The 20,045-nt window shown below is 64.7% G+C and carries 16 protein-coding genes; 12 read left to right on the plus strand and 4 right to left on the minus strand.

Going from position 1 to position 20,045, the window contains the following annotated elements:
• Positions 1-172: 172 nt before the first annotated feature.
• The 7 genes from AAW00_RS06400 to AAW00_RS06425 all read left to right on the plus strand — a co-directional run bounded on the left by AAW00_RS06400 (position 173) and on the right by AAW00_RS06425 (position 7,357).
• The gene (locus AAW00_RS06400) at positions 173-958 is read left to right on the plus strand and encodes a hypothetical protein (protein WP_047003599.1); all 786 of its coding nucleotides are present in this window, start codon (positions 173-175) and stop codon (positions 956-958) included.
• Between the two features lie 146 nt (positions 959-1,104).
• Positions 1,105-1,884, plus strand: a complete 780-nt coding sequence (locus AAW00_RS06405; RefSeq protein ID WP_047003600.1) for a hypothetical protein — start codon at positions 1,105-1,107, stop codon at positions 1,882-1,884.
• Positions 1,885-1,977: 93 nt separating this feature from the next.
• Entirely contained in the window at positions 1,978-2,772 is a 795-nt protein-coding gene (locus tag AAW00_RS06410; protein WP_156169984.1) for a fimbrial biogenesis chaperone, read from the plus strand.
• Positions 2,769-5,399, plus strand: coding sequence for a fimbria/pilus outer membrane usher protein (locus AAW00_RS06415; RefSeq protein WP_241461658.1), 2,631 nt, complete (start codon positions 2,769-2,771; stop codon positions 5,397-5,399). The genes AAW00_RS06410 and AAW00_RS06415 overlap by 4 nt, the downstream gene beginning before the upstream one ends.
• Before the next feature lie 68 nt (positions 5,400-5,467).
• Complete coding sequence (locus tag AAW00_RS15390; protein WP_241461659.1) at positions 5,468-6,370, plus strand: hypothetical protein; 903 nt, start codon at positions 5,468-5,470, stop codon at positions 6,368-6,370.
• Between the two features lie 104 nt (positions 6,371-6,474).
• Positions 6,475-6,864 (plus strand): hypothetical protein, encoded by a 390-nt coding sequence (locus AAW00_RS14600; RefSeq protein ID WP_082125036.1) that lies wholly within the window; start codon positions 6,475-6,477, stop codon positions 6,862-6,864.
• A gap of 91 nt (positions 6,865-6,955) precedes the next feature.
• A complete protein-coding gene (locus AAW00_RS06425) occupies positions 6,956-7,357 on the plus strand; it encodes an alkaline phosphatase family protein (RefSeq protein WP_156169985.1) in 402 nt (133 codons plus the stop codon).
• A 90-nt stretch (positions 7,358-7,447) separates the two neighbouring features.
• Here AAW00_RS06425 and AAW00_RS06430 read toward each other — a convergent pair whose 3' ends face one another.
• From AAW00_RS06430 to AAW00_RS06440, 3 genes are all read right to left on the minus strand, one after another.
• Complete coding sequence (locus AAW00_RS06430; RefSeq protein ID WP_047003604.1) at positions 7,448-8,353, minus strand: acyl-CoA thioesterase; 906 nt, start codon at positions 8,351-8,353, stop codon at positions 7,448-7,450.
• A gap of 64 nt (positions 8,354-8,417) precedes the next feature.
• Positions 8,418-11,183, minus strand: a complete 2,766-nt coding sequence (locus AAW00_RS06435) for a TonB-dependent receptor (protein WP_082124967.1) — start codon at positions 11,181-11,183, stop codon at positions 8,418-8,420.
• A gap of 203 nt (positions 11,184-11,386) precedes the next feature.
• Positions 11,387-12,619, minus strand: a complete 1,233-nt coding sequence (locus tag AAW00_RS06440; RefSeq protein ID WP_047003605.1) for a serine hydrolase domain-containing protein — start codon at positions 12,617-12,619, stop codon at positions 11,387-11,389.
• Positions 12,620-12,776: 157 nt separating this feature from the next.
• Between AAW00_RS06440 and AAW00_RS06445 the strand changes: the two genes are divergently transcribed.
• Positions 12,777-14,525 (plus strand): class I adenylate-forming enzyme family protein, encoded by a 1,749-nt coding sequence (locus AAW00_RS06445; RefSeq protein WP_047003606.1) that lies wholly within the window; start codon positions 12,777-12,779, stop codon positions 14,523-14,525.
• 159 nt (positions 14,526-14,684) lie between these two features.
• A complete protein-coding gene (locus AAW00_RS06450; protein ID WP_052761809.1) occupies positions 14,685-15,032 on the plus strand; it encodes a hypothetical protein in 348 nt (115 codons plus the stop codon).
• A gap of 46 nt (positions 15,033-15,078) precedes the next feature.
• On the opposite strand, the gene AAW00_RS06455 is transcribed toward AAW00_RS06450, so the two are convergent.
• Entirely contained in the window at positions 15,079-16,161 is a 1,083-nt protein-coding gene (locus AAW00_RS06455; protein ID WP_047003607.1) for a Zn-dependent alcohol dehydrogenase, read from the minus strand.
• Positions 16,162-16,321: 160 nt separating this feature from the next.
• Between AAW00_RS06455 and AAW00_RS06460 the strand changes: the two genes are divergently transcribed.
• From AAW00_RS06460 to AAW00_RS06470, 3 genes are read left to right on the plus strand one after another with little or no spacing between them, the layout of a single operon-like run.
• Positions 16,322-17,632, plus strand: coding sequence for an acyl-CoA dehydrogenase family protein (locus AAW00_RS06460; RefSeq protein ID WP_047003608.1), 1,311 nt, complete (start codon positions 16,322-16,324; stop codon positions 17,630-17,632).
• Positions 17,629-18,837, plus strand: coding sequence for a thiolase family protein (locus AAW00_RS06465; protein WP_047003609.1), 1,209 nt, complete (start codon positions 17,629-17,631; stop codon positions 18,835-18,837). Before AAW00_RS06460 ends, AAW00_RS06465 begins: the two co-directional genes overlap by 4 nt.
• A gap of 11 nt (positions 18,838-18,848) precedes the next feature.
• Entirely contained in the window at positions 18,849-20,045 is a 1,197-nt protein-coding gene (locus AAW00_RS06470) for an acyl-CoA dehydrogenase family protein (protein WP_047003610.1), read from the plus strand.

Here is a 20,045-nt window from a genome sequence, read left to right on the forward strand (position 1 = left end):
CACCACGGTCACGCTGCGCGCGCTGTAAGATCGAACGGAAAGGGCGGGGCAACCCGCCCTTTTTCGATCGGATTGGAAGAGAATAAAGGGTGCGAGGCATCGGCGCATCTGGGTTGCGAACATCGGTGCAAACGCAAGGTTCATCGGACCATTCAGAAGAGGAAATGTTATCATGAAGACCGCACTCTACCTCGCTGCCGCCTCGGCCGCCCTGATCGCCACCGGCGCCCAGGCCCAGACGCACCAGACGACCAACGTCGCCGAGTACGCCAGCGTTGCGCCAATCAACGGATCGCCGACGACCTATAACGCTGCTCCCGGCGCCGATCGCGCTGCTGCCGATGCCGTCCTGGCGGAGGGTAACAACCCCACCGTCGCGCTCGGCACCCGCATCACGCTGACCTCGACTGCCGCCGACGACACGGAAGCTGCCACTCCGACCGTCGCCAATACCTTCACGCTGACCGGCACCGTGAGCCGCGACTGCTCGTTCTACGCCGGCAACACCGCTGCCGCGCGCACGATCGACTTCGGTACGATCGGCGTTCGCACCGGCAACAACGAGAACGTGAATGCCGCGTTCGAGATGGCCGGTAATGCCACCGCTACCGTTCAGACGCTGACCGCGGGCTGCAACACCAACAACGCCGTCGAACTTAGCAAGGACGACATCCGTGGCATGGTGAACGCCAATCCGGGCGGCTACGATACCGACGAGTTCCAGGCGAACATCCCTTACGCGGTGTATGCCACCTGGACCGGCGTCGGCCTCAATGCCGTGACTACCGGCACGCAGCAGGCCGTGTATGTCGCTCCGCAGGCCAATGCCGCCACCCTGCAGCAAGGTGCCTGGCGCTCGGCAATGCGCATCGACTTCAACGCGCCGGCAATCTCCGACCGCGGCCTGGTCGCCGGCACCTACACCGGCACCACCACGGTCACGCTGCGCGCGCTGTGAGGCACAAGGGAGAGGGCGAATTCGCCCTCTCCCTTTCACCCTTTCTTGATAATGCTGGTTGCGTGGCACCGTCGCGACCCGCGTCGTAAATGCTCGGTGCATTTTTCGGGCTCCAACGAGAGCCTTGCAACGGAGGGAAAATCATCATGAAGACTGCTCTTTACATCGCTGCCGCTGCGGCCGCGCTCGTCGCGACCGGCGCACAGGCGCAGACCCATCAGACGACCAACCAGCGTCATTACAGCGGTAACGTTTATCACGCACCTGCGACGAACCCTGGCCCGAACGACACCTACTTCGGCCAGAACCTTGCCGATCATCTCGATGCTGACATCACGTTCCTCCAAATCGGCACCCGTTACACCGCTACGTCTATCGCCGCCGATGACACCGAATTGGCCACGCCGACCGTCGCCAACACCTTCACGCTGACCGGCACCGTAAGCCGCGACTGCTCGTTCTACGCCGGCAACACCGCCGCCGCGCGCACGATCGACTTCGGCACCATCGGCGTTCGCACCGGCAACAACGAGAACGTGAACGCCGCGTTCGAGATGGCCGGTCCGGCCAATGCCACCGTCCAGACGCTGACCGCGGGCTGCAACACGAACAATGCCGTCGAAGTCGCCAAGAATGACATCCGCGGCATGGTGAACGCCAACCCGGGCGGCTACGACACCGACGAGTTCCAGGCGAACATCCCCTACTCGGTCACCGCGAGCTGGACCGGCGTCGGCCTCAACGCCGTGACCACCGGCACGCCGCAAAGCTTCACCGTGCCCACCACCGGCAATGCCGGCTCGCTGCAGCAGGGTGCCTGGCGTTCGGCCATGGAAATCGCCTTCAACGCGCCCGCCATCACCGATCGCGGCCTGGTCGCCGGTTCCTATACCGGCACCACCACGGTCACGCTGCGCGCGCTGTAAGCCGACTGACTGGAGAAAGGGGAAAGTGGGATCTTTCCCCTTTCTTCACGTCTGACGGGTATCTAATTTTACAATCGACGGACGGGGTTGCAGATGCTGGTTAAACTATGGCGCCGAGGCGTAGCGACGCTGGGAGCACTCGCGCTGGTCATGGGGCCCACACCGGCTTCTGCAATGCGTGTTTCCCCGATGGTCGTCGAAATGGAATCGCAATCCGGCGCCGCTGTCGCTCGGATCGAAGTCCAGAATATAAATCAGGGCAGCCTTGCGTTCGAAACGCGCATCTATCGCATGACGCTGGATGCGGATGGCAATATCGTCGAGGAGCCTGCCGACGAGGATTTCCTCGTTTTTCCGCCGCAAGGCGTTCTATCGCCCGGCGCGCGCCAGGTGGTGCGGCTGCAATGGGCCGGTGCGCCGGACATCGCGGCCTCGCAGGCTTACTATGTCTCCGTCAACCAGTTGCCGATTGCCTTTGCGCCAGCCGATAGCGAGAACGTCGCGGCGCAGGTGCAAGTGGTTTACAACATGCGTGCGCTTGTCGTTGTCGCGCCCCCAGGGGCCACCCCAAACGTCAGTGCCCAGTCTGTCCGCCCGGTGACCTACACGCCCGATAGCCCTCCCGGTTCAACCGAAGTTGCGCAGAGCGTGCGGGGTCTGGAAATCACCTTGGCAAATACAGGTCGGCGTCATGCCATGATGTCCGGTTTCAATTGGCGCTTCGAAGGAACGGACACCGAAGGCCAGCCCCTGCGTGTCGACGTGTCGAGCGAGGAGCTCAACCGCGCGGTCGGGACGGGATACGTGCCCGCACTGGGCCAGCGTACATTCCGAATTCCCGTGCTCGGATTTTCGGATCAACCCGTCCGCCTCACCTTCTTCCAGTGAAGCGCCTGCTGCTGTCAACGGCAGCGCTGCCTGTAATCCTCGCGTCCGGCGCCGGGGCGCAGGTCGTCGTGCCGTTGCCGCAGCAAAATCCGGCGCCGACTACCGACCGCGAAGTCCCTACGCAGCAGACACAACCTCCCGGCGGTATCGTGGTACCCTTGCCCGGGACGACCCCTTCCGAAGAGGCTTTGCAACCTGCAGTGCCGATCGGCGTGCACGGGCGCCCGGACATCAACCCTTACGAGCGCGACATCGACATGACGGTGCCGCTTACCTTTCTCTCCCGCTCGCTCGGCGACATCCCAATGCGACTGACGGCGGACGACAGGTTCCTGCTCGATTCGCCAGCTTTTCTTCGACTGATGCGCACAGTCCTGAATGCCGAAGCGCATTCGGAGCTTTCGGCAACCCTTGCCCCGTTCGCGGTCTTCGGGCCGGAGGACCTGGCCGAAACAGGGGTCGCATTGACCTACGATCCTGCCTCACTGGCGGTCGTGGTCGTTCAGGTAAGGCCGGATCAGCGTGCGGTGGAGGACCTTTTTGCGCCCCCGCGCGATGACCTGAACGACGTGAATCTCGCGCCCGCCGCGCTGTCTGCGTATCTCAATCTCAACGCCTCGCAAACCTACGTTTGGGGTGCGGACGATCAACAACGCCCGACGATCAACATCGATGGTGCCGTTCGTTTCGGACGGGTCGTGTTCGAGGGGGACGCATCTCTCGGCGAGGAGTTCGGGCTGACGGATACGACCTACCGATTTGCGCGCAACTATGCCCGCTTCGTTTACGACCAACCTGAGGATTACCGCCGCTGGTTCCTGGGCGATCTCGACCCCGAGGTGCGCGGACAGCAGTCTTTCGTGCAGATGGGCGGCATCGGTGTCGCGCGCCAGCAGCGCCGTTTCAACACGTTCCGTGCCGCCGTGCTACAGGGCAACCGACAACTGGTCCTGCAGCGACAAGCGACGGTCAGATTTTTTCGCAACGGCAGCCTGTATCGGGAATTGCGCCTGCAACCCGGACGCTACGATTACAGCTCGCTACCACTCCTTGCTGGCAGCAACGATGTTCGGGTCGAGGTGCAGGATATTACCGGTGCTGTGCAGGACTTGTCCTATTCGCAATATCTCGATCCGATCGACCTAGATCCGGGCGATTACGAATACGGGGCTTATCTGGGCGCGACGAGCCGGCAACTCGGCCGAGCTCCGGACTACCGCGGTCCTCTGGCTTTCACGGGGTTCTTCCGAAAGGCATTTTTCGGTCGACCCGCCATCGGGATAGGCGTTCAGGCGAGCGCGAAGGTTCAAAGTCTCACAGGCCAGACCCAGTTTGTCCTGCCGAACGGCGCACGGTTGCTGCTGGATGCCGGCGCAAGTCGCTCGAACCTGGCCGGCGCGGGGTATGCCGCGGGTATTGCCTATGACCAGTTTTTCGATCGCGGAGGTCTTGCGGACAATTTTTCGCTCAGGGCCGACTACGTATCTCCCGATTTTGCCAATCTCTCCAATCCTGAGGGGTTCAACCTTACCGCTCTCTCCGTGACGGGGCAGTATACCCGGCAATTCAGCCAGAGCCTCCTTGCGACGGTCAGCGGGTCGTATCTGAAAGGCCGAGAAGAAACCGGCGATACATATCGTATAGGCGCCACGGCTTTTTACCGCATCAACGAACGCTGGACCGTGCGAGCCGGTGTCGATTACGCTGGCTTCCCCCGCGAATTTGCCATTGGCAGCGGGTTCAGTGCCAATATCGGCCTTGTTTTCCAGCCCGATTACCGCCGCCGCGCCGAAGCTCGATACGAATCGCGCGATAATCTTGCAGAACTGTCTTACACCCAGAGCGGTCTCAACGAACTCAACAGCGTCGGCTTCGGCGGTGTTCTCACGCATCGCGAAGATTCTGTACAAGCGCAGGGTTTCGCCAGCTACGCAGGCAATCGGTTCGACGCATCGGTCAGTCACGCGGCATTCGGCCCATCCCTGTCGTCGATCGATCAATTGCAGGCCACATCTGTCCGGGTAGGAACGACCATCGCCTTTGCCGATGGTGTCGTCGGCATGGGGCGGCGGATCAATGACAGTTTCGCTCTCGTGTACCCGCACGAGACCCTAGGAGACCGCTCGGTCGTCGCGGGCGCTTCGCTGGCACAGAACAACTACCTCGGCAAAAGTGGAGGGCTCGGCGCCGCGGTTAACAATTTTCTCGCTTCCTACGTCACGCAATCGGTGCAGTATGATGTCGAGAATCCCCCAACTGGATATGACATCGGGCCCGGCGTGGTTCGGGTAAGGCCCCCCTACCGCAGCGGCTATGCAGTGCGTGTGGGCACGGAAGCCTTTATCAGCGCGACCGGAACTCTTGTAAGGGGCGGGAGCCCGGTTTCCCTTGCTGGGGGGCGAACAACTCTCCTCGATCTGCGTGATGGCGAAAACCCGCAGCCCATGCCCTTCTTCACGAATACGGTCGGGCGTTTCGCGATTTCCTCGCTACTACCGGGGCGTCGTTATCTCGTTGAAACCTACGGCAACAACGGGACCACGGAGCGCAGTTTCGAGTTTACCGTTCCCGCAGATAATGATGGGCTTGTCGACCTCGGCACCGTGGTTGCAGGCGTGGCCAGATAAAAGGATTCTTGATCGTGCGTCTTGCCCCTTTCCCTGTCGCATCCGCTCTTGCGCTGGTTTGCTCGTTAATGTCGGCCCCCGCAAGCGCTCAGGGCGTGCCATCAGGATCTGCGTCCGGCGGAGCGCAGACATCCCCTCTTGCCAATTGCCAACTCCGGATAAACGCGACGCCGACGGCTTGGATTATCAGTGGTTACGATGCATACGAAACGGCTCCGCCCGAAGCAGTATTCAGCGCCACCTTCGTCAACGATGGTTCTGCCGAGTGCCGGTTCACGCCGACGTTCGAACTGGGTCGGCCTCCCTTCGGGCTCTCTTCGGGAATGGGCCGCCCGATCGGCTATGCCCTTATCAACCTTTCCGATTCGCAGGACGTCACCCCGCGAACCGGAAGAACGGTGCGTAACTCTTCCGAGCAGCGCACGCTCGTTTTGGCGGCCAACGAACAGCGCACGATCACCTATCGCCTCGTCGCGTCGCCCGATGAAGTGAGCGGTTCTGGGACCTTTACGCAGGATGTGACGCTCGAGGCACAGGATCAGGCAATGCGCGTGCTCGGCGGTGCGCGTATCGTCCTGGGGCTAGAGGTCCTTCCCTCTGCCAGGATCGGCTTGGCCGGTGCATATCGCATTTCCGACGGGCAAGCACTCGTCAGCCTCGGGGAGCTGCGCGAAGGGCCTGCACCTGTTCCGCTGCAACTGCGCGTCAGCAGCACGGGTCGGTACGATCTTGATGTAACGTCCCTCAACGCCGGCAACCTTCGCCTAGCCGGTACGGAATGGACGGTTCCCTACTCGCTGACCATTGGCGGCAGCCGCGTGAATCTGTCGGGAATGGACCGTGTCTCAGGCCCGGTAGAAACCGGAATGTATCGTGCCGCTCTCCCGATCCAGTTTTACATAGGCGATGTCTCACGCAGGCGAGCAGGAACCTATTCGGACCTCATTTCGATCTCGGTCACGGCACGCTAGGACCGACTTAACCAAACGCCAAACTTTCGCCGCTATCCACTCCCCTCGCAATCGAAGCGATGTGTGGGGTGACAATTATGCGTGTGGCAGCGGCAATCTGTATCATGGCCTTAGCGCTCTCGTCGGTTCCGGCTGCTGGAACGGACGCATCCTTTTCGCTTCGCGCGGTTGTCCCGGTCTATTGCGAGGTGCAGTACCGGGGTACAGGCAGCATCGGCACCGGCGGCCAATCCGTATCGCTCGGTTCTTTCCGCGAATACTGCAATGCGCCAGGCGGGTATTCCTTGGTCGTCCGCTATGCCCCCGGTACACTCACAGGGACGGTGATCTCCGCAGACGCGGACATGGTGGTGCTCGACGGCTCCGGTGAAGCCGTGCTGAGTCGAACTCAAGGCCCCCGATTTCGGAGCCGAACATTCATCGCAACTCCCGGCGCACGCGGCTTCGATACCGATCGCGTATATTTCGACCTGCGGCCGATCATTTCAGCTTGATGAAATGTAATTTTTCTTCGCGACGGCATTTTGCTGCAAGGATCTACAATACTTCCTCGAGTTGGCCGGGGCGGGCCGCTTTGCCGGGGGCGTGGATTCGCTCAGCTATGTTCCGGCCATGCGCGGCGAGGCCTTTGCCCCGCAGCGGCCGGTCTACTGGTACAGCTCGCGCCCGCGCCCAAGTCAGACGGGCGACACCGCCGGTCTCGCCTTGCGCGACGGCGACTGGAAGTTCATCCGCCGCTTCGACCCGCAAGAGGCGGACGAACTATTCAACCTCGCCGCCGACCCATACGAAACCACCAACCTTGCCCAGCGGGAACCCCAACGTGCCAGCGCAATGCGCGCACGCATCGAGGCTTGGATGACCGAGATCGACGCGGTGGCCCCGCAGTTTCAGCGCGGTAACCGGCGCAAGCGTGGAGAACGAGACCGGGATCGTAGGCGTGATCGGAATAACGGAAGGGAGCGCAACCGCGATCGGAGCCAGTAGCAGCCGATAATGTTTTATGGCGGAGTTTGAAAACGATATGCCTTCGAATGCGCAGGCCTATCGACTAGAAGGCTGACGCCTGTCAGACTTTCACGGGTTTTCGAAAACAACGCCCCCTGCCCTCGCCAGCCGCCCGTCGGTCACTCGCATGAGATTTTCCTGCGCGACGCTCGCCACCAGCGCGCCGTCTGCGGCGAAAAAGTGACCGCGGCTCAGGCCGCGGGCGTGGCCCGCCCAAGGGCTCTCTCCGGCGTAGAGGTGCCACCGACCGAAGTCGGGCTCCTCGTGAAACCACATGGCATGGTCGAGGCTGGCGATCTGGATGCCCGGCTCGCCCGGCCGCACGCCGTGGGGCAGCAGCGCGTTCCTGAGGAACAGCATGTCCGAGGCGTAGGCCATGGCGGAGCGCTGCATGGCGATGGTCATCCCTTCAGGCTTGCGCACGCGCATCCAGCAGGCAGAACGCGGCGGGCGCGGGGTGTCGCCGAAGGTCGCGGCGACATCGATGGGCACAACGTCGACGGGGCGCGCGGTGAGGCGGCCGATGATCGGCAGCGTCTCGAAATCGGCCTGCGCGCGCTGCCAGTCCTCCAGCGCGCGGCGGGCGGCGGCGAGATCGGCCACCTGCGGCATTTGCGCGGCATGGGCGAACCCTTCTTCCGCCACCTGTGCGGAGACGGTCATGGTCAGCACGGTGCGCTCGCCCTGCAAGGCATCGATGCGCAGGGTGCTGAAGCTGCGCCCTTCGCGCAAGGTTGCGACACGGTAGAGCGTCGCCGCGTCCGCCCCGCCGGGTGCGAGGAAATTGACGTGCAGCGAATGCGGATGGCGGTCCTCAGGCAAGCTCAGGCCCGCCGCCATCAGCGCCTGCGCCAGCGCGTGACCGCCGAACATGCGCGGGCCGATGCCGGGTCCGGGCATGCCGGTGAACGTTTTCTCGTCCACTCGCTCCAGGGCGAGCAGGGCGGGAAAGGCGATCGGTTCGCGCGCGGTCATGCGTCACACGCGAAAAGGGCCGGGGCATCGGCCCCGACCCTTCGCGTCCCCTCCCGTGGACGTATCAGAAGCGGCCGCGCACGGTCAGGCCGTAGGTTCGCGGCTCGGCCAGGAAGGTCGAGAACGTCTGCTGCGGCGCCACGAACGGCGTGTTGAAAGCGACCTGGGTGTAGTCGACATCGAACAGATTGGCCGCCCATGCCTCGATCGACCAGGCATCGTCCGGTCCGACCAGTCCGACGCGCCCGTTTACCAGGATGTATGCGTCCTGTTCCTTGCCGTAGAGCAGGTCCGAACCGGTGTTGTAGCTGTCCGTCACGCGGGTGTTGACGAAGAACAGACCCGACAGGCCGGAATTGCCGAGCGGCGGGGTCCAGCTGAACGAGGCGGTGTAGGTCAGTTCCGGCGCGTTCGAGAGGTTGTCGCCCGGCAGCAGGCGCAGCGCCGGATCGAGCGGGGCACCGCTGTCGTTGCCGATCAGGTTGTCCTCGTACTTGGTGTCGGCATAGGTCAGGCCGACGGTCGCGACGATGTCGCGGATGGGCGAGATCGTGGTTTCCAGCTCGATGCCCTGCGCGATCACGCCGGGCCGCACGTCGTCGGGACTGCACGATCCGGTCGTTGCGCTCGCATCCCTGTCCGCACCGTTTAGGTCGGTGCCGCAGGAATTGATATTCTGCACCAGGAAGACCGAGCCGTTGAAGGTGTTGAGCTGGAAATTCTCGAACTCCTGCCGGAACGCCGCCACGCTGACCGAGAAGGGCCGGGTGGAATACTTGGCACCGATCTCGAAGGCATCGACCGTCTCTTCCTCGAACTGCAGCGCGGCGGGGTTGAGCGCGTTGACGTTGAAGAGCACTGGATTGGCCAGCGCCGAGCGGTCGAGGTTGAAGCCGCCCGCCTTGTAGCCGCGCGAATAGCTGGCGTAGAACAGCAGGTCCGGGTTGGGCTGGTAGCTGAGCACCGCGGTACCGGTGAACTCGTCCTCGTCGCGGGTATCCGACAGGCTGACGCCGTCGAGCTCCGAGGTCGAGTTGCCCTGGCACGAAAGCGCCAGCAGGCCGCCCGCGAGACCCGCCAGCGCGGCATTGCCGAGCAGCGGCGAGAGCAGCGCCCTGTTGCGCGGACAGAACACGTTGTCGTTGCCGAAGGTGGCGTCGAGATCCTTGGTCTCGGTGGTGTAGCGCAGGCCCAGCGTCAGATCGAGCTGATCGGTCAGGTGGACGATGTTGTGCGTGAACAGCGCGAAGTTCTCGCTCTGCTGGTTGTACACGTCGCCCGTGCTGCCGCGGTCGCGCACCTGCGCCAGGTTGCCGATGGCACCGATAATCAGCGGTGTGGCCGGACCGAAGGCACCCGCGCCGCCGTTGGCAAAGCGTAGTGCATTGATGTTGGCGCCGAAGCAGTCGCTGGCCGCCGGATTGGCGAGCGCCGGATTGATGGCGAGGGCGATGCGGCAGTTGGCAAAGGTTCCGTATTGGGTGCCGAAGCGCAGGTTATCCTGCACCCGGAGGTCCTCGTTGGCGTAGTAGCCGCCCACCAGCCAGTCGAGCCGGTCATTGAACAGCGTGCCGTTGAAGCGGATTTCCTGGGTGAAGGTCTCGAAGTAGCGGGCGAGGCCGAATTCGTTGGGGGCGCGGTAGAGAAGGTCGACCGTGGTGTAGTCGGTGTCCGAACCCTGGAAGTTGCCGTACTCCCGGTAGCCGGTGATCGAGGTCAGGGTGACGTTGCCGAAGTCCCAGTTGAGCTCACCCGAAATGCCGTAGTCCTCGGTCTCGCCCTCGTAGGAGCGGCCCGCGGTGGGATAGATGTCGCGGTCGAAGGTGCTCTGCGTCAGGCCGTCGGGGTTCTGGCCGAGCGCGCGCAGGATCGGGATAATCGGATTCGCATTGCTGGTCAGCGAAGGCGAGCCGGGCAGCGGTCGGCGGAAGGAATCGAGGCCCGGGCTGACGCGCGAGAGCGGCGCGAAGTCGGCCTGCACGAAGGTTGCCGCGCAGCACGCCTCCTCCTTCTTCGAATAGTCGCCGACAAGGCGGAAGCTGATGTCGGGCGTCGGCTCGAACAAGGCCTGCGCGCGGACCAGGAAGCGATCGCGATTGTTGACATCGGTGCCGTTGACGAGGTCGTTGTAGAAGCCGTCGCGCTGGAAATAGACGCCGTCCACGCGCGCCGCCACGGTGTCGCCGAAAGGCACGTTGACGCCGCCCTCCACGCGGATCGCGTCGTAATTGCCGTAGGTAAAGGCGCCGTAGCCGCTGAAGTCGAATTCCGGCGGCGCGGTGTAGATGTTGATGAGGCCGGCCGACGAGTTGCGACCGCCGAGCGTGCCCTGCGGCCCGCGCAGGATCTCTACCCGATCGATCGGGCCGAGTTCGGAGAGCGCGTTGCCCGAGCGCGAGCGATAGACGCCGTCGACGAAGACCGCGACCGAGCTTTCCAGGCCCGGATTGTCGCCCACCGTGCCGATGCCGCGGATACGCGCCGAGCCGTTGGCCTCATTGCCGGTCGAGGACACCAGCAGCGAGGGAACGACCTGATTGAGGTCGCGGATGTCGTTGGTGCCGGACTGCTGCAGGGCCTCACCGGAAACGGCCGAAACCGCGATCGGCACGTCGGCCAGCGACTGCTGGCGGCCCTGCGCGGTGACGATGATGGTGTAGGGATCGTCCTCGGGAGAGGCGGGCTCCTGCGCCTCGCCATTCACGTCGCCGCCTTCGGCCAGGCTGTCCTGGCCCACGGGCGCCTGCTGCGCCGCGGCGAGCGAGGGGGTGCAGACAAGGGCGCATGCCAGCGCACCGCGAGCGATCGTATTGTGCAACACCGACTTCATAGCTCTCTCCCAGCTAACGGTTATTCCTGCCGAGAGTATGCCCTGCGCCGCGCGCGGTGCGTCGGAGCGGTCAGCGTCTTGCGCGCTGCCTTGCGCCCCTTGTGCGGCAATCTCCCTGCCTTGTTGCCTGTCATACCGTTCGCGCGGCCTCGTGCAAGCAATTTGAACATTGGGTATCCTCGTGTGCCCAATTGGCACCAGCTTCAGCCACGGCTCTCTTCCAGCGCGGCATAGATCATGGTCTTTAGCTGGCGACGGATGGGGTAGGCGCTGGACGGGTAGAGCTGGGTCATGAAGACCATCGACACGCCCTCGACCGGGTCGATGAAGAAGGCAGTGGAGTAGGCGCCGCCCCAGTAGAACTCGCCGCGGCTCGCCGGCATCAGCGTGCGCGCCGGGTCGATGACGACCGCGAAGCCCAGGCCGAAGCCGGTGCCGGCATTGCTCGCTTCGGAGAACAGCGCGTCGCTCGTCTGCGCCAAGTCCGCGCCGCCGGGCAGGTGGTTGGCGGTCATCAGCGCCAACGTCTTGGGCGAGACGATTCGCGCATCGCCCAAGCGTCCACGCCCGATCAGCATGGCGCAGAAGCGGTGATAGTCGGCCAGCGTCCCCACCAGTCCGCCCCCGCCGCCGTGAAAGGCAGCGGGGGTGAAATGCACGCTATCCGCCCCGCGCTCTATCCGCATGGGCTTGCTGCCGGGCACGAAGGCGTAGCTGTCGGCGAGGCGGCCGCGCGCGCTGTCGTCCAGGTCGAAACCGGTGTCGTCCATGCCTAGCGGGGCGAAGATGTGTTCGCGGAAATAGTCGCCCAGCCGCTGGCCGCTGAGGCGTTCGACCGCGACGCCCAGCACGTCGGTGGCGACCGAATAGGTCCAGCGCTCGCCCGGCGCGTGCTGCAACGGGATCTTGGCCAGAGCTTCGAGATATTCCTCCGGCGAGTGCGAGCGCGACAAGTCGAGCTTGCCTTCGCGGTAGGCGGCATCGACGTTGGTGCGGTTCTGCAACCCGTAGGTCAGCCCGCTCATGTGCGTCATCAGGTCGACGAAGCGGATTGGCGGCGCGGCCCTGCCCGGAAAGAACGGCATGCCGCCGCCCCCGCCGGCGAAAACGCGCATCTCCGCAAGTTCCGGCAACACGCGAGCAATCGGGTCATCGAGCGCCACCTTGCCCTGCTCGACCAACTGCATGAAGGCGATCGAGGTAACCGGCTTGGTCATCGAGGCGATGCGAAAGAGCGCGTCGTCCACCAGCTCCGCGCCCTCCTGCGTCAGCGTCCCCGCCTTGGCGTGGTAGACCGGAGTGCCGTCGCGCGCGACGAGCAGCTGCGTATTCGGCAGGCGGCCCGGCTTGACGTAGCTGTCTTCGAGGAAGGCACCGATGCGCGCGAGCCGCTCGGGGTTGAAGCCCAGGGTGGCCGGGTCGGCGCAGTCGATCATTCGTATGTCTCCCATTTTGGCATACCAGTCGTTTGACGCCTATCCATACCGTCAACCGTGCCGCGTGCAAACGCGTCATACCCGACTTTCAGTTTTCTGCCTCGACCCTTGCGCGTTCCAAGCGTGTGGGTATTCTGCGCGGCAGGAGAGAAAGCCGATGGCCGAGAATCACGACGTCGAAAGCGCGCCTGCGCGCTGGACCCCGCCACCGGGATGGCCCGCAATGACGCGCGATCAGGTTCGCGCCGCGCTAACCGCGCCGGGCATGCCGTTTGAGATGGAGACGGTCGTCATCGACGGCCGCCCCACGCGCACCTGGAAGAATGCGCCAGCCAGTTTGCGCGCGATCATCGAGGCGAGCCGTGCGCACGGCCACGCCACCTGCGTCGTCTACGAGGACGAGCGCGTCAGCTACGATGCCGTGCATCGCGCCACCGCCGCTCTGGCGCATCACCTGAAGGCGCAGGGCGTGGGCAAGGGCGACCGCGTGGCGCTGGCCATGCGCAACCTGCCCGAATGGCCCGTCGCTTTCTTCGCCATCACCGCGCTCGGCGCGATCTGCGTGCCCCTCAATGCCTGGTGGACGGCGGACGAGCTGGCCTTTGCGCTCGCCGATTCGGGCAGCCGCGCGCTGATCTGCGACGGCGAGCGCTGGGCGCGGGTGGCGAGCGTGCGGGGCGACCTGCCCGCGCTCGAGGCCTGCATCGTCTCGCGCATCGACACAGCGCCCGATGGAGCCGAGCGGCTGGAGGACCTGATCGGCCCCAGCGCCGCGTGGAAGAATCTGCCCGAGCGCGACCTGCCGCCCGCCGACATCGTGCCCGAGGACGAGGCGACCATCTTCTACACCAGCGGCACGACGGGCAGGCCCAAGGGCTCGCTCGGCACGCACCGCAACATCTGCACCAACGTGCTCTCCAGCACCTACAACCTCGCCAGCGCCCCCCTGCGGCGCGGGGAGATGCCGCCCGAGCCGAGCCGCAAGGTCATCCTGCTCGTCATCCCGCTGTTCCACGTCACCGCCTGCTCGGCGGCCATGGCGGGCTACTTCGTCTCCGGCCACACGATGGTCTTCATGCACCACTGGAATGCGGGGGAGGCCTTGGCACTGATCGAGCGCGAGGGCGTGAACCTGACGGGCGGGGTGCCGACCATCGCCTGGCAGCTACTCGACCACCCGGAGGCGGAGAAGCACGATCTCTCCAGCCTCGAGCTCGTCAGCTACGGCGGCGCGCCCGCCGCGCCCGAGCTGGTGCGCCGCATCGACAAGGGCCTCGGCGCCGCGCCCGGCAGCGGCTGGGGCATGACCGAGACCATGGCCACCGTCACCGGCCACGTCGCCGAGGACTACTTGAACCGCCCCGACAGCTGCGGCCCGCCCGTGGCTGTGGCGGACCTCAAGATCATGGACGCGGACGGCACGCGCGAACTGCCGGTGGGCGAGGTGGGCGAGCTCTACGCCTTCGGACCGATGGTCGCCAAGGGCTACTGGAACCGCCCGGAAGAGAGCGCTGCCACCTTCGTCGACGGCTGGGTCCGCACCGGCGATCTCGCCCGGCTGGACGAGGAAGGCTTCTGCTACATCGTCGACCGCGCCAAGGACATGGTCATCCGCGGCGGCGAGAACATCTATTCCAGCGAGGTCGAGAACGTCCTCTACGAACACCCCGCCGTCACCGACGCCGCCGTGATCGGCCTGCCGCACAAGCAACTGGGCGAGGAACCCGCCGCCGTGGTCCACCTTGCCGAGGGGCAGGAGGCGAGCGAGGCGGAACTGCAGGCCTGGGTGGCCGAGCGGCTGGCGCACTTCAAGGTGCCGGTGCGGGTGGTGTTCACGCCGGGGATGCTGCCGAGGAACGCGAACGGGAAGATTTTGAAGAAGGAGCTGGGGGCGTTGTTCGGCTGAGGATTCCGCCGTGCAAGGCCTTTGAGCGTGCTCTGATTAAATCCGATTGAACCGTTGATCGGTAAGCGCATCGGCATTTGCGATCAACGCATACACCAAAATCGGTTGGTGCGATTACCGACCTGGTGGTAGTCGCAATGGCATGGCGCAAGTCTCCACATGTCAGACGACTTGGCCGCGCCGCAATCGACCAGACGGCGTCTGCATTCCGAAGGCGAAAGCAAGATGATGAAACGAAAAGTAGAGGCGATGCGTGAGTTTCGCCGGACGATGGCGTGGATCATAATTCTCGCTGTAATTGTTGTGATAGGCGCGCTTGTGTTCCTCGGATCGATGGGCGAATTGCATCTACACATGGTTGTCGCCACGATCTTGGGCGTTTTCATCTCGATGCTGCTAGGCTGCGGTCTTTTCGCACTCGCGTTCTTCAGCGACAAAAGTGGGCATGACGATGTCGTCACGGACGCATCGAACAGCAGAGATTTGTCGCGCAACGGGACCGATTAAAACGGCTCTGGCGCGCATCGAGCAAGCACGACCTGTAGACATCGCGCTACTCGAAAGTGATAACCGACCGCGCGATCTGGCCCTTCTTCATCTCGGCAAACGCCTCGTTGACCTCGTCCAGCCGAATGCGGCGGCTGATGAGTTCGTCGAGTTTGAGCCGTCCGTTCATGTAGAAATCGACGAGGCGCGGGATGTCGAGGGGGAACTGGTTGGAGCCCATCATCGAGCCGCGCAGCTGCTTTTCCTGCAAGAGCTCGTAGCCGTTCAATGTCACCTTCTGACCGACCGGGATCATGCCGATGACCGTGGCTATGCCGCGGCGGCGGAGCATGCGGAAGGCGTCGCTGGCGGTATCGGCAAGGCCGATCGCCTCGAAGGCGTGGTCCACGCCGCCGTCGGTCAGGCCGAGCACTTTCTTCCACACGTCACCCTCTGAGGCGTCAATGAAGTCGGTGGCGCCGAAGTCGCGCGCCAGCGCCTCTTTTTCCGCCACCCGGTCGATGGCCACGATGCGCCCCGCGCCGGCGATCTGCGCGGCGTTGAGGGTGGCAAGGCCCACGCCGCCGCAGCCGATGACCGCCACGCTCTGCCCGGGCCGCACCTCGGCGGTGCGCACGACCGAGCCGTAGGCGGTGATGGTCGCGCAGCCGAGCAGGGCGGCGCGGTCCAGCGGCATGTCGCGGCGAATCTTCACGCAGGCGTTCTCGTGCACCAGCAGCTGCTCGGCAAAGGCGGAGAGGTTGAGGAACTGCGCCATGGGAGCCTCGGCGGTGCCGAGGCGCGGCTCGGCTTCCTTTGCGCGGCGGGTGTCGGGCTCGTTGCACAGCGACAGGTGGCCGCCGACGCAGAACTCGCAGTGGCCGCAAAAGGCGGAAAGGCAGGTGACGACGTGGTCGCCCGGCGCCAGCCCGTGCACCTCGCTGCCGACCTGCTCCACCACGCCCGCGCACTCGTGGCCGAGCACGGTGGGCATGGGGGTGGGGTAGTGACCTTCCACGAAATGCAGGTCCGAATGGCACACGCCGGTGGCCGCAGCGCGGATGAGCACCTCGCGCGGGCCGGGCTTGCCGATGGCGACGTTTTCGATCTCGAGAGGGCGGCCCACTTCGCGCAGGACGGCTGCTTTCACGTTACTTGCTCCGGCTGACTGCTGATGTGCGCGCAGGGTCGCGAAAAATGCACCGCTTGCCAAGCGGCATTTTGCTCTTTTAGAAAAATGCGTATGGTGACGGCGGCTCGAAAAGCGGCCACTGCATTACGAGAATCGAACGCGCGGTGAGGATGAGTACATGAATTTCGACCTGAGCGACCGCCAGCGCGCCATGCGTGACCGGGTCAAGGCCTTCATCGACGAGAAGATGCGCCCCCGCGCAGGCGATTACAAGGCGGCGGCCAAGGCGCAGGACGCGGCCGGCAATCGCTGGCAGCCGAACCCGGTGATCGAGGAACTCAAGCCCGTCGCGCGGGCCGAGGGGCTGTGGAACCTCTTCATGCCGCCGCACTCCGGCCAAGACCACGTGGACGACAGTTTCGAATTCGACGGGACACAACTTTCGAACCTCGAGTATGCTCTGTGCGCAGAGGAAATGGGCCGCGTCTACTGGGCCAGCGAGGTGTTCAACTGCTCGGCGCCCGATACCGGGAATATGGAGGTCATCCATCGCTACGGCACGCGCGAGCAGAAGGACCGCTGGCTCGCCCCGCTGATGAACGGCGAGATCCGCAGCGCCTTCCTGATGACCGAACCCGATGTCGCCTCGTCCGATGCGACCAATATCGAGGCGAGCATCATCAAGGACGGCAACGGCTGGCTTATTAACGGCCGCAAGTGGTGGAGTAGCGGCGCGGGCGATCCGCGGTGCAAGGTCGCCATCCTCATGGGCAAGTCCGATCCCGAGGGCTCGCGCCACGGCAGCCAGTCGATGATCCTGCTGCCGATGGATACCGACGGCGTGACGGTCGAGCGGATGCTGAGCGTCTACGGTTACGATCACGCGCCGCATGGCCATGCGGAAATCAGTTTGACGAACGTGCGCCTGCCCGCCGATGCCATACTGCTGGGCGAAGGGCGCGGGTTCGAGATCGCGCAGGGGCGACTCGGGCCGGGGCGCATCCACCACTGCATGCGAACCATCGGCGTCGCGGAAGAGGCGCTGGAGGCCATGTGCCGCCGCCTCACGGCCCGCGTGGCCTTCGGCAAGTACATCTACCAGCAGAGCGTGTGGGAGGAGCGCGTCGCGCGCGCCCGCATCGACATCGAGATGAGCCGCCTCCTGTGCCTCAAGGCCGCCGACATGATGGACCGCGCGGGCAACAAGGCGGCCAGGAACGAGATCGCCATGATCAAGGTGCAGGCCCCCAACATGGCGCTCGCCATCCTCGACGACGCGATCCAGGCACACGGCGGCGGCGGGGTGAGCAGCGACCACGAACTTGCCGCGACTTGGGCGAGCGTTCGCACCCTGCGCTTCGCCGACGGTCCGGACGAGGTCCACAACCGCGCCATCGCCCGCAACGAATTCGCCAAGTACACCGACCTGAAGGCGAAACCCGGAGAGCCGCGTGGGGCCGTTCCCACCGGCGCAGGAGCCAACATATGACCCGCGAAGCCGCCATCGTTTCCACCGCCCGCACGCCCATCGGCAAGGCCCACCGCGGCGCCTTCAACGCCACCATGCCCGACCGGCTCAACGCCCATGTCATTGACGCGGCGCTGGAGCGAGCGGGCGTCGACCCCGAAAGGATCGAGGACGTCTATTGGGGCTGCGGCAACCAGTACGGGCCGCAGTTCTACAACGTGGGCCGAATGAGCGTGCTCTGCAGCAGCCTGCCGCAGAGCGTTCCGGCCATGAGCCTCGACCGCAAGTGCGCCTCCGGCCTCACGACCGTGGCCATGGCCGCGCGCGCCATCATGGCGGGCGATGCCGACGTGCTGCTGGCGGGCGGGGGCGAGTCGGTGTCGCTGACGCTCGTGCCCGGAATGGTCGGCGACGACTGGCGCTCGCCTAACGTGCTCGAGCACGAACCCGACGCCTACATGGCGATGATCGAGACCGCCGAGATCGTGGCCGATCGTTACAATGTTTCGCGCGAGGTGCAGGACCGCTTCGCCGCCGAAAGCCAGCAGCGCGCCGCCGCCGCGACCGCAGCCGGGCGGCTGGCCGAGGAGATCGTGCCGCTCGAAACCGAAAAAGTCATTCGCGCCAGGGACGGTACCGTCCAGGGCCACGAGACCGTCACGCTCCAGCATGACGAGGGCATTCGCGGCGATACAACCTACGAGGCGCTGGCCGGTCTTAAACCCGTCTTCCGCGACGGTGCGAAGGTGAAGGAAGGCCGGCACATCACCGCCGGCAACGCCAGCCAGCTATCCGACGGCGCGGCAGCACAGGTGCTGATGGACCGCGCCACGGCCGAGGCGGAAGGGCTTGAGGTGCTGGGCGTGTTCCGCGGCTTCCAGGCGGCGGGCTGCGCGCCGGACGAGATGGGCATCGGCCCAGTCTTCGCGATCCCCAAACTGCTCGAGCGCGCTGGGCTATCGGTCGCTGATATCGGGCTGTGGGAGATCAACGAGGCCTTCGCCAGCCAGGCGCTCTACTGCCGCGACACGCTCGGCATCGATCCCGAGAAGCTCAACGTCAACGGCGGCGCCATCGCCATCGGCCACCCCTTCGGCATGACCGGCTCGCGCCTCGTCGGCGCGGCGCTGCTGGAGGCGCGGCGACGCGGCGAGCGGTACGCAGTCGTCTCCATGTGCGTGGCGGGCGGCATGGGCGCCGCCGGCCTGTTCGAAATCGTTTCCTGAGGAGCTCCACCATGAACCTCGACTACACCGCCGAAGAAGAAGCCTTTCGCGAGGAAGTGCGCGCCTTCCTGCGCGACAAGCTGCCGAAACGCCTCTCGGACAAGGTGCGCCAGGGCAAGAACCTGACCAAGGCCGATATGGAGGAATGGCACGCCATTCTCAACGAGAAGGGCTGGCTCGCCCCCCACTGGCCGGAGAAATATGGCGGCACCGGCTGGTCCGTGATGCAGAAGTTCATTTTCGAGACCGAGGCCGCCGAGGCGCACGCCCCGCGCATCATTCCCTTCGGCCTTTCCATGCTCGCGCCCGTGCTGATCAAGTACGGCACCGAGGAGCAGCGCCAGCACTACCTGCCGCGCATTCTCGACGGCACGGACTGGTGGTGCCAGGGTTACTCGGAGCCGGGCGCGGGGTCGGACCTCGCCAGCCTGAAGACCAGCGCGGTGCGCGAGGGCGACCACTACGTGGTCAACGGGCAGAAGACCTGGACGACGCTGGGCCAGCACGCCGACTGGATTTTCTGCCTCGTGCGAACGGACAACACTGGCAAGAAGCAGGAGGGCATTTCCTTCCTGCTGATCGACATGAAATCACCCGGCATCGAGGTGCGTCCGATCAAGCTGCTCGACGGTGATTACGAGGTGAACGAGGTCTTCTTCACCGACGTGAAGGTGCCCGTCGAGAACCTCGTGGGCGAGGAGAACAAGGGCTGGACCTACGCCAAGTACCTACTGACCTACGAACGTACGAACATCGCCGGGGTGGGCGCGAGCATGGCGGCGCTCGACGAGCTCAAGCGGATTGCCCGCACAACCAAGCGGAACGGCAAGCTGCTGATCGAGGATCCGCTGTTTGCCCAGCGCCTTGCCCGGCTGGAGATCGACCTCGAGAACATGAAGACGACCAACCTGCGCGTGCTCGACGCGGCGGGCAAGGGCGGGGCGCCGGTGGCCGAAAGCTCCATGCTGAAAATCCGCGGCACCGAGATCCGCCAGCAGATCGGCGACCTGATGCGCCGCGCGGCGGGCCGCTATGCCCAGCCCTTCGTCGAGGAATCGTTCGAGGAAGGCTACAACGGCGCGCCCATCGGGCCGCAGTGGTCGGGCACGACCTCCTCCGAGTACTTCAACATGCGCAAGCTCTCGATCTTCGGCGGGTCGAACGAGGTGCAGCGCGAGATCATCACCAAGGCCATCCTGGAGCTCTGA

The sequence above is a fragment of the Aurantiacibacter luteus genome (assembly GCF_001010945.1).
GTDB lineage: Bacteria > Pseudomonadota > Alphaproteobacteria > Sphingomonadales > Sphingomonadaceae > Alteraurantiacibacter > Alteraurantiacibacter luteus.

Bases quoted from the DNA above. Each gene is read 5' to 3' on its own strand.
- AAW00_RS06400 (WP_047003599.1), top strand. From the start codon at position 173: ATGAAGACCGCACTCTACCTCGCTGCCGCCTCGGCCGCCCTGATCGCC.
- AAW00_RS06405 (WP_047003600.1), top strand. From the start codon at position 1,105: ATGAAGACTGCTCTTTACATCGCTGCCGCTGCGGCCGCGCTCGTCGCG.
- AAW00_RS06410 (WP_156169984.1), top strand. From the start codon at position 1,978: ATGCTGGTTAAACTATGGCGCCGAGGCGTAGCGACGCTGGGAGCACTC.
- AAW00_RS15390 (WP_241461659.1), top strand. From the start codon at position 5,468: ATGTCGGCCCCCGCAAGCGCTCAGGGCGTGCCATCAGGATCTGCGTCC.
- AAW00_RS14600 (WP_082125036.1), top strand. From the start codon at position 6,475: ATGGCCTTAGCGCTCTCGTCGGTTCCGGCTGCTGGAACGGACGCATCC.
- AAW00_RS06430 (WP_047003604.1), bottom strand. From the start codon at position 8,353: ATGACCGCGCGCGAACCGATCGCCTTTCCCGCCCTGCTCGCCCTGGAG.
- AAW00_RS06435 (WP_082124967.1), bottom strand. From the start codon at position 11,183: ATGAAGTCGGTGTTGCACAATACGATCGCTCGCGGTGCGCTGGCATGC.
- AAW00_RS06440 (WP_047003605.1), bottom strand. From the start codon at position 12,619: ATGATCGACTGCGCCGACCCGGCCACCCTGGGCTTCAACCCCGAGCGG.
- AAW00_RS06445 (WP_047003606.1), top strand. From the start codon at position 12,777: ATGGCCGAGAATCACGACGTCGAAAGCGCGCCTGCGCGCTGGACCCCG.
- AAW00_RS06450 (WP_052761809.1), top strand. From the start codon at position 14,685: ATGTCAGACGACTTGGCCGCGCCGCAATCGACCAGACGGCGTCTGCAT.
- AAW00_RS06460 (WP_047003608.1), top strand. From the start codon at position 16,322: ATGAATTTCGACCTGAGCGACCGCCAGCGCGCCATGCGTGACCGGGTC.
- AAW00_RS06465 (WP_047003609.1), top strand. From the start codon at position 17,629: ATGACCCGCGAAGCCGCCATCGTTTCCACCGCCCGCACGCCCATCGGC.
- AAW00_RS06470 (WP_047003610.1), top strand. From the start codon at position 18,849: ATGAACCTCGACTACACCGCCGAAGAAGAAGCCTTTCGCGAGGAAGTG.